Origin of the sequence: Bradyrhizobium sp. sGM-13, assembly GCF_018398875.1 — a bacterium.
In the GTDB taxonomy this organism is placed as follows: Bacteria; Pseudomonadota; Alphaproteobacteria; order Rhizobiales; family Xanthobacteraceae; genus Bradyrhizobium.
Genome location: NZ_JAGWDK010000009.1, coordinates 46,422 through 60,269, shown reverse-complemented (window position 1 = coordinate 60,269; position 13,848 = coordinate 46,422). Strand labels below are relative to the sequence as shown.

General features: G+C 63.2%; 8 protein-coding genes. 4 read left to right on the top strand and 4 right to left on the bottom strand.

Features of this window, described 5'->3' with window-relative positions:
- Positions 1-113: 113 nt before the first annotated feature.
- The 3 genes from uvrA to KJQ96_RS15360 all read right to left on the bottom strand — a co-directional run bounded on the left by uvrA (position 114) and on the right by KJQ96_RS15360 (position 5,076).
- The gene (uvrA, locus tag KJQ96_RS15370) at positions 114-3,095 is read right to left on the bottom strand and encodes an excinuclease ABC subunit UvrA (protein WP_213287453.1); all 2,982 of its coding nucleotides are present in this window, start codon (positions 3,093-3,095) and stop codon (positions 114-116) included.
- A gap of 264 nt (positions 3,096-3,359) precedes the next feature.
- Entirely contained in the window at positions 3,360-4,016 is a 657-nt protein-coding gene (locus tag KJQ96_RS15365) for an outer membrane protein (RefSeq protein WP_213287452.1), read from the bottom strand.
- Between the two features lie 277 nt (positions 4,017-4,293).
- Complete coding sequence (locus KJQ96_RS15360) at positions 4,294-5,076, bottom strand: outer membrane protein (RefSeq protein WP_213287451.1); 783 nt, start codon at positions 5,074-5,076, stop codon at positions 4,294-4,296.
- 507 nt (positions 5,077-5,583) lie between these two features.
- Here KJQ96_RS15360 and KJQ96_RS15355 point away from each other — a divergent pair.
- The 4 genes from KJQ96_RS15355 (at position 5,584) to KJQ96_RS15340 (ending at position 10,342) form a co-directional block, all read left to right on the top strand.
- Positions 5,584-6,072, top strand: a complete 489-nt coding sequence (locus KJQ96_RS15355) for a single-stranded DNA-binding protein (protein ID WP_213287450.1) — start codon at positions 5,584-5,586, stop codon at positions 6,070-6,072.
- Positions 6,073-6,305: 233 nt separating this feature from the next.
- Positions 6,306-6,704, top strand: a complete 399-nt coding sequence (locus KJQ96_RS15350; protein WP_213287449.1) for a DUF2306 domain-containing protein — start codon at positions 6,306-6,308, stop codon at positions 6,702-6,704.
- Between the two features lie 204 nt (positions 6,705-6,908).
- Complete coding sequence (gene gyrA, locus KJQ96_RS15345; RefSeq protein WP_213287448.1) at positions 6,909-9,635, top strand: DNA gyrase subunit A; 2,727 nt, start codon at positions 6,909-6,911, stop codon at positions 9,633-9,635.
- 197 nt (positions 9,636-9,832) lie between these two features.
- Positions 9,833-10,342 (top strand): hypothetical protein, encoded by a 510-nt coding sequence (locus tag KJQ96_RS15340; protein WP_213287447.1) that lies wholly within the window; start codon positions 9,833-9,835, stop codon positions 10,340-10,342.
- Positions 10,343-10,461: 119 nt separating this feature from the next.
- Here KJQ96_RS15340 and KJQ96_RS15335 read toward each other — a convergent pair whose 3' ends face one another.
- Positions 10,462-13,806, bottom strand: coding sequence for an adenylate/guanylate cyclase domain-containing protein (locus tag KJQ96_RS15335; RefSeq protein WP_213287446.1), 3,345 nt, complete (start codon positions 13,804-13,806; stop codon positions 10,462-10,464).
- Between the last annotated feature and the right edge of the window lie 42 nt (positions 13,807-13,848).

The following is a 13,848-nucleotide window of genomic DNA, read 5'->3' as shown; positions in this document are numbered from 1 at the left end:
CTAATCTGCCGTACGCTTCCTGGTTCGATCTGCGAGCGCGGGGAGACGATCGTTGAATTTGTTGGTCGGTGACACAAGACTGTAGGATGGGTGTTCCGGGTTTTGCGTCGGGCTTACTCCGCCGCCTCGCTCGCAGCTCCGCTCTTCCGCGGCTTGCCTTCCGCCTTCTTCAGCACCGGGGCCAAAAACTTCCCCGTATAGCTCCGCGGCGCTTTCACGATGTCCTCCGGCGGGCCCCAGGCGACGATTTCGCCGCCGCCGTCGCCGCCTTCGGGGCCGAGGTCGATGACCCAGTCGGCGGTCTTGATGACTTCGAGGTTATGCTCGATCACGACTACTGTATTGCCCTGGGCAACCAGCTCGTGGAGGACTTCGAGCAGCTTTGCCACGTCGTGGAAGTGCAGCCCCGTCGTGGGCTCGTCCAGGATGTACAGCGTGCGGCCGGTGGCGCGCTTTGACAGTTCTTTCGCCAGCTTGACGCGCTGGGCTTCGCCGCCGGACAAGGTCGTCGCCTGCTGGCCGACATGGATATAGTCCAAGCCGACGCGGTGCAGCGTCTTGAAGGTTTCGCGCACGCGCGGGACCGCCTTGAAGAATTCGGCGGCTTCTTCCACCGTCATGTCGAGCACATCCGAGATCGACTTGCCCTTGAACAGGACCTCTAACGTCTCGCGGTTGTAGCGCTTTCCCTTGCAGGTGTCGCAGGTGACGTAGACGTCGGGCAAAAAGTGCATCTCGATCTTGATGACGCCGTCGCCTTGGCAGGCCTCGCAGCGGCCGCCCTTGACGTTGAAGGAGAAGCGGCCGGGCTCGTAGCCGCGCGCCTTGGCTTCGGGCAGGCCGGCAAACCATTCGCGGATCGGGGTGAAGGCGCCGGTATAGGTAGCAGGGTTGGAGCGCGGGGTGCGGCCGATCGGCGACTGATCGATATCGATGATCTTGTCGATATGCTCCAGCCCCTCGATGCAGTCGTGGGGGGCGGCGCCCTCGCTGGCGTTGTTGAGTTTGCGCGCGATGGCACGGTAGAGCGTGTCGATCAGCAGCGTGGACTTGCCGCCGCCGGAGACTCCCGTCACGCAGGTGAACAGCCCCAACGGAATTTCCGCCGAGACGTTTTTCAGATTGTTGCCGCGGGCGTTGACGACCTTGATGGTGCGGCGATGGTTCGGCGGCCGGCGCTCGGGGATCGGAACCGACAATTCGCCGGTGAGGTATTTGCCCGTCAGCGACTTCGGATTCCGCATGATATCGGCAGGCGTGCCCTGCGCCACGATGTGGCCGCCATGCATGCCGGCGCCGGGGCCGATGTCGAGCACGTAATCCGCCAGACGTATCGCGTCCTCGTCGTGCTCGACCACGATCACGGTATTGCCGAGGTCGCGCAGCCGCTTCAGCGTCTCCAGCAGGCGCGCATTGTCGCGCTGGTGCAGGCCGATCGAGGGCTCGTCCAGCACATAGAGCACGCCGGTCAACCCCGAGCCGATCTGCGAGGCGAGGCGGATGCGCTGGCTTTCGCCGCCGGAGAGCGTGCCGGAGGAGCGGGAGAGCGTGAGGTAGTTCAGGCCGACGTCGAGCAAGAAGGACAGCCGCTCGCGGATCTCCTTCAAGACGCGCGCGGCGATCTCGTTCTGCTGGTCGTTGAGCGCCTTCGGCACGCTTTCGAACCATTCGCCGGCGCGCTTCACCGACAGTTCGGAGATCTCGCCGATATGCTTGCCGCCGATCTTGACGCAGAGCGCCTCGGGCTTGAGCCGATGGCCCTTGCAGGCCTCGCAGGGGATGTCGGAGAAATATTTGGCCAGCTCCTCGCGCGCCCATTCGCTCTCGGTCTCGCGGTAACGGCGCTCGAGGTTAGTGATGACGCCCTCGAACGGCTTCTTGGTGTCGTAGGAGCGGACGCCATCCTCGTAGGAGAATTTTATCTCGTCGTCGCCGGAACCATGCAGCAGGGCTGCTTGCGTCTTTTTCGGCAGGTCCTTCCACTTGGTGTCGAGCGTGAACTTGTAGAACTTGCCGAGCGCGGTCAGCGTCTGGATGTAATAGGGCGAGGACGACTTTGCCCAGGGCGCAATCGCACCCTTGCGCAAGGTCAACTCCTTGTCGGGAATGACGAGGTCCTCGTCGATATGCTGCTCGATGCCAAGGCCGCCGCAGGCGGGGCAGGCGCCATACGGATTGTTGAACGAGAACAACCGCGGCTCGATTTCGGGAATCGTGAATCCGGAGACCGGGCAGGCGAATTTCTCCGAGAACAAAATCCGTTCAGGCCCGCTCTTGTCGTGGATCTTTGCGGTTTTCTTCTTGTCCTCGGCCGCAGGCGCGCCTGCCGGCGCGTCGGCATATTCGATCACGGCGAGCCCCTCGGCGAGCTTCAGCGCGGTCTCAAAGCTTTCCGCGAGGCGCTGGCCGAGGTCGGGGCGCACCACGATGCGGTCGACGACGACATCAATGTCGTGCGGGAATTTCTTGTCGAGCGTCGGCGCGTCGGAGAGCTCATAGAACGTGCCGTCGATCTTGACGCGCTGAAAACCCTTCTTGAGCCATTCGGCGAGCTCTTTCTTGTACTCGCCCTTGCGGCCGCGCACGACCGGCGCCAGCAGATAGAGCCGGGTGCCTTCGGGCAGTGCCAGCACGCGATCGACCATCTGCGAGACGACCTGGCTTTCGATCGGCAATCCCGTGGCCGGCGAGTAGGGCACGCCGACGCGTGCCCACAAGAGGCGCATGTAGTCGTAGATCTCGGTGACGGTGCCGACGGTGGAGCGCGGGTTCTTCGAGGTGGTCTTCTGCTCGATCGAGATCGCAGGAGACAGGCCGTCTATCTGGTCGACGTCCGGCTTCTGCATCATCTCCAGGAACTGGCGCGCGTAAGCCGAGAGCGATTCGACGTAGCGGCGCTGGCCCTCGGCATAGATGGTATCGAAGGCGAGCGAGGATTTGCCGGAGCCGGAGAGGCCGGTGAACACCACGAGCTTGTCGCGGGGAATCTCGAGATCGACATTCTTGAGATTGTGCTCGCGCGCACCGCGGATGGTGATCGCACGCGATGCGGAGCCGGCGTTCTGTTGGCGCTTCGCCCTGAGCACTTCATCCATATCGGCATTTCCAGACGCGAGGCACGCGCCACGTTGGGCGCGCATCGCCGGGCAAGAACCGGGATCAGGCGCCGTTGATTGAAAGTCGGAACATAGGAAGAACGGCAGGGAATTTCCAGTGCCGCGCGCGAATCATCAACGGATTGTTTGCGCTCAGATGTTTTTGGCAGCAGCCGTCAGCAGCTCCGGTCGGAACTCCTCAAATACAAACGCCTCCGTTCGAATTTCTCGGAACGGAGGCGCAGGCAGTTTCAGCAGGAAATCTTAGAAGTGGTAGTTCACGCCGACCTGAACGCTGTTGAGATTGATCGTTCCGACCGGAACGCCGCCCGGGATAGCAGCGGTGAAGTAGTTCGCGCTTTCGAGGCTGCGATAGAGGTACTCAGCCTTGACCGACCACTTCGGTGCGAACATGACTTCGACACCGGCACCGACAGTCCAGCCGGAGTGGAATTTGCTGTCCGAGGCGCTCAAGCCGAGGAGCGTTGCAGTCAGGCGGTTATCAGACCAGGCGTAACCGCCGGTGCCGTAGATCAGGACCTGATCAAAGGCGTAGCCAATGCGGCCGCGAGCGGTGCCCATCGAACGAATCGTGTAGTCGACCGAAGCTAGGCCGGGAATGCCCAGTGTCGCGCCCACGTCAGCCCAGGCGCCATCGGCTTCCACACCGAGAACGAGATTGCCGGTCTGCCAATTGTAGCCGACGGTGCCGCCGGCGAAGCCGCCACTGAGCGTACCAACGCCATCGCTGTTTTCGTGCGCGTAGCCGCCCATCGCGCCGAGGTAAAAGCCGGTCCAGTTATTGATCGCAATCGCTGCGGCCGGCGCCTTGGTGTAGGGCCTGGCAGCGAGATCGGCGGCCATCGCAGGCGCCATCCCAAGCGCGATCAGGCCGGTGGTGGTCAGCAGAATCTTCTTCACTTTCTTTTCCTTTCGCGGCTCTCCAACGCAACTTTCCTCAGCCGTCAATTTGAGGTTGCTTGGCGATATAGCGCGAAGTTCCCGAAAAATGCTGTCGCGGAAATACCACATCAGCGGCAAAAGCATGGAAATACAACTGTTCCGGGTGTCGGTCGTGCCGGTCTACAACCAAACAAAAAGGCCGGCGCAAGGCCGGCCTTCTCAGTGCTGGTTATCACCGCAAACAAAAAGGCCGGCGTGAAGCCGGCCTTTCCGTAGTACCGCGCTGGCTTTGCGATCAGTACCTCGCGATGACGGGGCCGCCCCAGCGGTAGTTGACGCGGACCGTGACGAGATCGACGTCCTGGCTGATGTTGCTAGTCCTCGAGAACGAGCCGGCCGGAGCACCAATAAAGTTGCCGGATGCAGCAAAGTCGATGTCGCGATCACCCATGAACAGGTGGTTGTACTCGACTCCAACCGACCAGTTCGGGGCGAAGCCGACTTCGAGACCGGCACCAACGACGCCGCCCCAACGCGTTTCCTTGGCGCTGTCGATCAGCAGCCCGGTCGCGACATCGAATCCCCGGTATTTGTCGCTGGTCACCGCAGCGCCGCCCTTCACGTAGAGCAGAACGTTGTTCCAGGCATAGCCGACCTGACCGGTGATCAGTCCGAACGCGTTGATCCTCGATTCGTTCTCAACGGGAGCGAGAGGAAAGGCCAAGCTTATGTTGGAGCCTTGGAAGTCAGCCCAGTTGCCTTGCCCTTCCACGCCGAATACCCAGGTGCCGGCCTGCCAGCGGTAGCCGAGTTGACCACCGGCCGTGCCGCCAGTCGCATCGTGGCAGCCTTCGGCCAGCGGCGGAACGATAGGACCGAAAGCGTCGGCGGTGAGATCCCAGCACTTGCGGGCCGAACCCCAGCCACCGTTGGCGCCGATGTAGAAGCCGGTCCAATCGTAGATGGCGGCGACAGGAGCAGGCGGCGCCTTGGTGTATGGGCGCGCTGCAAGGTCGGCCGCCGCCGCAGGCGCGGCGAACGCAATGAGCGCAACTGTAGCTAACAGATACTTCTTCATGATCTATCCCCAGTTTTGTCCGCTTCCCGCTAGGCCTGAAGCGTTGTTGTGACGCGAGCGCCCGCGCCGCTGGAGAATTCTATAGCGCGACTCGACCGGAAATGGCGTGTCCCGGATGCAACAGGCGCCAACCAAGTTTATGGAACGAAGCTTATGATTTATCTGGTATAATTGGAACCGAGGCGGGAACTTTCGGGTTCCGTTTCGCCTCTTTCGGTTTCCCCGCGGGTTCCCTGGGGTTCGCCTAGAGATTGCCGAGCCGCCAGCAGACGCACGTAGAACGTCATCCGGAACAAAGCTGGAACGTGCACGTAGGCGATGCTATATGTGGATAACCGGCGACTTGCCGAGGGATCGCCAAGTCAGCGGGGTCTGTCGGTGTATAGGGTCCGGATGTCCGGGAGCGGACGCGGAAACGGACAAGCGACAGGTCAAGAATTGAAGACGGCCGGCACGAAAGCGGCCGGACCAGTGATTTTTGCCGGCGATATCGAGTGGAGAGCGGCGATGGCGGGAAGCGTGAACAAGGTGATTCTGGTCGGCAACCTCGGCAAGGATCCTGAAATCCGGCGGACACAGGACGGGCGACCGATCGCCAATCTGAGCATCGCGACATCGGAGACCTGGCGCGACAAAGGCACCGGCGAGCGCAAGGAAAAGACCGAATGGCACCGCGTGGTGATCTTCAACGAGGGGCTCTGCAAGGTCGCCGAACAGTATCTGAAGAAGGGCGCCAAGGTTTACATCGAGGGCCAGTTGCAGACGCGCAAATGGACCGACCAGAGCGGGGTCGACAAATACTCGACCGAGGTCGTGCTGCAGGGCTTTAACTCGAACCTGACCATGCTCGACGGCCGCAGCGGCGGCGGGGGCGGCAGCTTCGGCTCCGATGATTCCGGTGACTTCGGCTCGAGCGGTCCAGTTAGCTCCGCGCCGCGGCGGGCGGTCGCGGCGGGCAGCCGCAACAGCGATATGGACGACGATATTCCGTTCTAAAGCAGGGCCCTCGGCCGGCGAGAAATTCGCTTGCGAGAACGGGCGTTCACCCGCTTTGCGGCTAATGTGCCGCCGCAGGAATCGGCTGCATTCGGCTGAACACCAGCCCACAGGCGCGTTGCGATCCGGGCGCCCGGTCGGTTCGCTCAGCCGTCATGTTGTTAATATTCACATGAGGTATTTCGCTTAAGCTGCTCCAGCCTTGAACGCCAACCGGATCTGGAGCGCCTACCATGAGCCTCGCACCGCTGCTGGAGGCGCCTGGGACGATCCCGTTGCATGCCCTCGCAGCCCTGGCGGCGTTTGCGCTTGGCATCGTGCAATTCGCAGCACCGAAGGGAAGCCTGCCGCACCGGACCATCGGCTGGATCTGGGTCGTGCTGATGGCTGCGGTCGCGATCAGCTCGCTCTGGATCCATGAGATCCGCATGTTCGGGCTGTTCAGCCCGATCCATCTGCTGTCGATCTTTGTGCCGATCATGCTGACGCTCGCAGTCCTGCATGCTCGCCGGCACAATGTCAGCGGTCACCGCAAAGCGATGGTGTCGATCTTCTTTGGAGCGCTCGTCGTGGCCGGCGTGTTCACCTTCTTACCCGGACGGATCATGCATGCGGTGGTTTTTGGCCATTAGGCCCACCATGGGAACACCGTTTTTGACACCGTCTTCCGGCCTTGAAATGGCGGTCCCGGCAGGGCTCGGGCGAGCTGTCTCCGATCCCGGTAAGTCTATGAAAAAACGAGCGGAAAAACAGCTTCCTCCTGACAGCTTCGGGGTGGTTATCGGACCCTCGATGCGCTATATGATTCTTAGCTGAGAACTGACTGGATTCCCCCTTTGTCCGATAACGAAGACGACAAGCCCGGCGAGCCGCCGGAGCACTCCGACATTCGCCCCGTTTCCATTCTCGACGAGATGAAACGCTCCTACCTCGATTACGCCATGAGCGTCATCGTGGCGCGGGCGCTGCCGGACGCGCGCGACGGGCTCAAGCCCGTGCATCGGCGGATTCTGTATTCGATGTACGAGCAGGGGCACACGCCGGACAAGAAGTACGTCAAATCAGCGCGCGTCGTCGGTGACGTGATCGGTAAATATCATCCGCACGGCGACCAGTCGATTTACGACGCGATGGTCCGGATGGCGCAGGATTTCTCCATGCGCGTACCGCTGATCGACGGCCAGGGCAATTTCGGCTCGGTCGATGGCGATCCGCCCGCGGCCTATCGATATACCGAAGCCCGTCTGACCCGGTCGGCTCTGGAAGTTCTTGGCGATATCGACAAGGACACTGTCGATTTCCAGCCGAACTACGACAATTCCGAGAAGGAGCCGTCGGTCCTGCCGGCGAGATTCCCGAACCTGCTGGTCAACGGTGCCGGCGGCATCGCGGTCGGCATGGCGACCAACATCCCGCCCCACAATCTCGGCGAAGTCATCGACGCCTGCGTGGCGCTGATCGACAATCCCGCCCTCGGCATCGACGATCTCATCAATATCATTCCGGGGCCGGATTTCCCGACCGGCGGCATCATTCTGGGACGCCAGGGCATCCGCTCGGCCTATCACCTCGGCCGCGGCTCGATCGTAATGCGCGGCAAGGTGACGATCGACACCATCCGCAAGGATCGCGAAGCGATCATCATCACTGAAATTCCCTATCAGATAAACAAGGCCACCATGGTCGAGCGCATCGCCGAACTGGTGCGCGAAAAGAAGATCGAAGGTGTCGCCGACCTGCGCGATGAATCCGACCGCGACGGCTTCCGTGTCGTCGTCGAGTTGAAGCGCGAGGCGATGGCCGATGTCGTTCTGAATCAGCTCTATCGCTTCACGCCGCTGCAATCGAACTTCCCGGCCAATATGCTGGCGCTGGATAACGGCCGCCCGCAAACGATGAACCTAAGGGATCTGCTGACGCTGTTCATCGCGTTCCGCGAGCAGGTGGTCACCCGTCGGACCAAGTTCCTGCTCAGCAAGGCCCGCGACCGCGCCCACATCCTGGTCGGCCTTGCAATCGCAGTTGCCAATATCGACGAGATCATTCGCGTGATCAGAACTTCGCCAGATCCGAACACCGCGCGCGACACGCTGATGTCGCGCGACTGGCCGGCCAAGGATGTCGAAGCAATGATCACGCTGATCGACGACCCCCGTCACCGGATGGCGCCGGACGGCACTGCGCGGCTATCGCTCGAGCAGGCCAAGGCCATTCTCGAGCTGCGCCTGCAGCGCCTGACCGCGCTCGGCCGCGAGGAGATTTCCGAAGAGCTCGACAAGCTCGCGGTCGAGATCGCCGACTACCTCGAAATCCTGCGCTCGCGTGCCCGCGTGCAGGCGATCATCAAGACCGAACTGGCTGAGGTGAAAGACAAATTCGCCACCCCGCGAAAAACCGTCATCGTCGAACAGGAAGGCGAGGTCGAAGACGAGGACCTGATCCAGCGCGAGGACATGGTGGTCACGGTCTCGCACGCTGGCTATGTCAAGCGCGTGCCGCTCTCGACCTATCGGGCGCAGCGGCGCGGCGGCAAAGGCCGCGCGGGCATGCAGACCCGCGACGAGGATTTTGTCAGCCGGCTGTTCGTGGCCTCGACCCACACGCCGGTGCTGTTCTTCTCCTCGCGCGGCCAGGTCTACAAGGAAAAGGTCTGGCGGCTGCCGATGGCGGCACCGAACGCCCGCGGCAAGGCGATGATCAACATCCTGCCGCTGGAGCAGGGCGAGCGCATTACCACCATCATGCCGCTGCCGGAGGATGAATCCTCCTGGGCCAATCTCGACGTGATGTTCGCTACCACCGGGGGCACGGTCCGCCGCAATAAGCTGTCCGACTTTGTCGATGTCCGCCGCTCCGGCATCATCGCCATGAAGCTCGGGGAGGGCGAATCGATCGTCGACGTGCAGATCTGCACCGAGCACGACGACGTGCTGCTGACGGCGGCCGGCGGGCAGTGCATCCGCTTCCCGGTCAGCGACGTGCGCGTCTTCACGGGGCGCACCTCGATGGGCGTGCGCGGCATTGCGCTGGCGGGAGGCGACAAATTGATCTCGCTGGCGATCCTGCGCCATGTCGAGACCACCTCCGATGAACGGTCAGCCTACCTGAAGATGCGCCGCGCAGTGGCCGGCGAAACCGCGGCGGAAGAGCCTGTTGATGCCGAGGGCGAGGAGACTTCGGGTTCGCTCCAGCTCTCGCAGGAGCGCTACGCCGAAATGTCGGCGCAGGAGCAGGTGGTGCTGACGGTCTCCGTCAACGGCTACGGCAAGCGTACCTCGTCCTACGAGTACCGCACCACCGGCCGAGGCGGCAAAGGCATCGTCGCGATGAGCGTCAACAACCGCAACGGCAAGCTGGTGGCGTCGTTCCCGGTGGAGCATAGCGATCAGATCATGCTGGTCACCGACAAGGGCCAGCTCATCCGCTGCCCGGTCGAGGACATCCGCATCGCCGGGCGCTCGACCCAAGGCGTCATCGTGTTCGATACGGCGGAGGACGAGCACGTGGTGTCGGTCGAGCATATCTCGGAAGACGAGAACGGCGTAAACGGGAACGGCGGCTAGCGCCGTTCGCCGTCATTCCGGGCCTGCGCGCTGCGCACGCATCCCGGAATGACGAGGTGCGTAGTCCGGATGAGCTGGACGCTCGCCGCGGCGCGTCGCGTCAGGGCTCCCGCTTACGGTAAACCAAGCATTAACTATAGATTGATACCGTTTGCCGTGTCCGGGTGGTGACCGTCCGGCCAACGGGAGCGGATCTCATGCCCGTCGAGATGCTGACGTATGCCGATCTGGGCGAACGGCTCAAGATTTCCCCAGAAGCTGCCCGCGCTCTGGTGAAGCGACACCGATGGCCGCGCTCGCGCTCCAACGACGGCAAGACGTTAGTCCAGGTCGATCTCAGCGAATTCAGCCATTCCCCGATACCCCGTCAGCCGCAAACGCAGGCCGGTCACCAGGTGGTCACCGCCCTAAAGCAACGAATTGAGACGCTGCAGACTGAGCTGGCAGAGATGAAGGTGATTGCCAGCGGTCATCGCGCCGACTTCGAAAGAGAATGCGAACGCACCAACAAGCTGTTGGCCGAACTGCTCAAAGTGAGCACGGAAAGCGCGGGAGCCCGGGAAAGGGCAGCTCTGCTCGAAGGCAAGCTGTCGATGCTGACGCAACCCTGGCGACGTCGGCTGGTTGATGCTTTCAACCTTGCCCTACCGCAAGTCGCCTCGGGCACTCGCGAGAGCGCCGGCCCCGTACCCCAGTCACAGAATTGAATCGGCCTGCCAACGTGTCGGTGCTTTGCCGCGATTGGCACAAACTTCAGATCACACTGGACTCTCCGGAGCGTTGCCGATCTAGGTTCAACGTCGGCGCCGATTGACATACAGGAGCGTCACTGGAGCGCATCAAGCAGCGCCTTGGCCTCCCGCAGATCAGGGGTATCGAAACCTTCCGTGAACCATCCATAGGTCGGCGCGAGGAGATCACTGGCCTGCTGGTGCTTGCCCTGATCACGCCAGAGCCGGGCCAAGCTCGTGGTGGCGCGCAACTCCAGCGTCTTCGCGCTCTGGCGACCGGCCACGTCAAGCGCTCGCCGAAAGTACGCTTCCGCTGCGGTCCTGTCGCCGCCTGGCCTCGCCGCCGTCAGCTCCCCAATCAAGCGATAAATTTCCGCCTCCCATCGCCGCTCGCCGGTCTCCTCGACAGCGGCCGCAGCTTCGGCCAGCGCAGTCAATCCTGGCTCGATTTCTCCGGCCCGCGCCGAAGCTTCAGCCAGCAGCGCGAGATAAAAGGGCCGACGGATACGCACGCCCGTCGGCTGGACGGCCGCGAGACCGTCGCGGACCTCCGAGATCCCTTTCGCTGCCTGTCCGCGTTCCGCGATCGCCCAACCCCGCAAGATGCTTCCCGCCGCCGCCAGGTGCGGTGCGATGCCGTGCTCGGCGCACACCGCGATCGCGGCTTCCGCTTGCTCCCGGGCCGGCTCGGCTTCCCGCCGATGCTGGTAGATCATCGCCGCGAACACCAGGGCGAGAACAAGGCTAAAAGGATGCGACAGCTCCCGCGCCATGCTTACCGCTTCGCGCGCAGCGGCGAGCGCCTGCTCGGGGAAGCCAAGCGGCCACAGCGCGGCAGCCTCGGTGTATCGGTAGCAGACACCCGCGTCGTGGCTGCCATAGAGGAATTTGTGGGCACTGTGCGCGTCCGGCCGATAGAGCGCCAATCCCGCCTCGAGATGCGCCCTGCACGCGGTCAGATCCGGGAGATTGAGAAGGGTTGTCCATGCGGCATGATGCGCCTGCAGGAGGAGCGCCGGATCTGTGCTCTGCCGCGCGAGTGCGAACAGCTCGTCCAGCAGATCGCGAGCCGTCTTAAACTCGCAGCGTTGCTGGTAAACGAGCCACAACCCCCAACTCACGATAAAGAGCTGCGCCACATCGCCGGCTTGCCGGCACAGGTCTCGGGCACGCAGGTAGACTTGCTCCACCTCCGGTGCCGACCAGCTCTTGGTGCTGATCAGCACCGGCGCAAGCACGAGCTGCAGGTCGAGTTCGCGGCGGGCGCGTTCCGCAGGCTCGGCGACCCGATCGACGAGCATCAGCCCCTTGCGGAGATGGGCGATCGCCTCCGCGTGTGCCGAGCGCTCGGCCGCGCGCTGGCCAGCCTTGCGCCAGTAGGCCACAGCATCTTCCGTGAGATCAGCCTCGGTGAAGTGGTGCGCAAGCACCTCCGGCTGGGTAGCCGCGATGTCCGGAAACAGCTCCTCGAGGGCACGTGCGATCCGCGCGTGCAGCGGTTGCCGCTTGCCGCGCAGCAGTGTGCCGTAGGCGGTGTCCTGAACGAGTGCGTGCTTGAAGCTGTAGATTGACGAGCCACGACGAAAAATCAACTGTGACGCGGCAAGCTGGTCGAGGGCGGACTGCAAAGGTGCGTCCGGCAGTGGCGACACGGCGCGTATCAGATCGTCGGAGAATTCCCGGCCAATGGCGGCGCCGGTCTGGGCAATTTCTTTGGCTTCCGGACTGAGACGGTCGAGACGGGCCAGGAGCGAGGCGTGCAGGGTAGCCGGGACGGCGAGTGCACCCGGTGAGGTTCGCGAAAGCACGGCCTTGGCATTCCCTTCGGCTCCCGCTTCCAGCACGGCCTTGGTCAGTTCCTCCACGAACAGCGGCACGCCGTCCGTGCGGTCGACGATCTCGTGGACGACCGCGCCGGGCAGCACTTTATCGCCGACCACCCGCTGTACGAGGGCTGCGGTGTCACGCCGGTTCAAGCGACCGAGCGCCAGCATCGTGACGTGCGGCTGGCCGATCCACGGTGGCAAGAACTCCGGTCGGAAGGTGAGGAGTAGCAACACCGGCAGTTGCTGCACGCGATCGACCGCTACTTGCAGAAGCTCGAGCGAGGTCGGGTCGATCCAGTGCACATCTTCGAAGACCCACAGCACGGGATTGCGCCGAGACAGGTCCTCCACTTGCCGGAGCAGCGCCTGAAGCGTGCGCTCCTTCTTCGCAGGCGGACTGAGCGATACCGGGCAATAGCGGTCGGAGGGCAATGATAGCAGCTCGGCCAATAGCGGCATGTATTCGGCAGCGGTCGCTGAGGCCGTTAACAGCGCCTCGATTTTGTCGAGCCTGACCGCCGTTGGGTCGTCCCTGGTGAACCCGGCCGCCCGCTCCAGTTGCTTGATGACCGGGTACAGCGCGCTGCCCTGGTGGTGCGGCGAGCAGAAGCAGCGCAGGCGCGAGTACGGTTCGGCCTGGAGCTTCTCCTGGAGGGCCGCCACCAGTCGCGATTTCCCGACCCCGGGCTCCGCTGAGAGCAGCACCACCTGCCCCTCCCCGGAGGTCGCACGCTGCCACCGGCGCAGTAGCAGTTCGAGCTCTTCCTCGCGGCCGACCAGTGGCGTCAGGCCGGCCGAATGGAAGGCTTCAAACCGGCTCTCGACGGCGCTCGAGCGGAGCACCTGATAGGCTTGGACCGGCTGCGGGAAGCCTTTCATCGCGACCGTCCCGAGATCGCGGTACTCGAAAAGATCGCCCAGGAGGTGACGCGTCATGGGACCCACGACGATGGTGTTCGGCTCGCCAACTGCTTGCAGGCGCGCCGCGAGGTTGGGCGTCTCGCCTACCACGACCCGTTCCTGTGCTTCGCCCATGCCAATAAGGTCGCCGACCACGACAAGTCCTGTGCCGATGCCGATCCGGACCCGAAGACGCTCGGGTGTTTGCAGTTGGTTGACGGCGTCGATAAGTGCCAAACCGGCGCGCACCGCTCGCTCGGCGTCGTCCTCGTGCGCTTGCGGATAGCCGAAATAAAGTAGTACGCCGTCGCCCATGTACTTGGCGACGAAGCCGTCGAAGCGGGCGACCGTCTCAGCTACGCAGCGGTGATAGGCGCCAATCACCTCGCGTAGGTCCTCGGGGTCAAGACCAGCCGATAGCGCGGTCGAACCGACGAGGTCGCAGAACATCACCGTGAGCTGCCGACGTTCGGCAGAGGAGACGGCACTGAGGCTTGGCGCCGACGCGGCGCTCGGGCCTGCCAGTTTCGAGGGCTGTGGCAGGCATGCGGCCGCTTTCAATAGCTTCTTGCGCTGGCCAAGCGAGAGGCCGAGCTTCTCCAGGTCCGCCTCGCTCAGCTCAGGCAGGATATTGAGATCGACATCGTTCGCCCGCAACGCGGGTGCGAACTGCGCCAGGCCAAGCGGCGCCAGCCAGCGCTCCAGCTCGTCCACGGCTTCCTCCTCGCTCGTGCGGATTCTACCAGATCGAGCGCG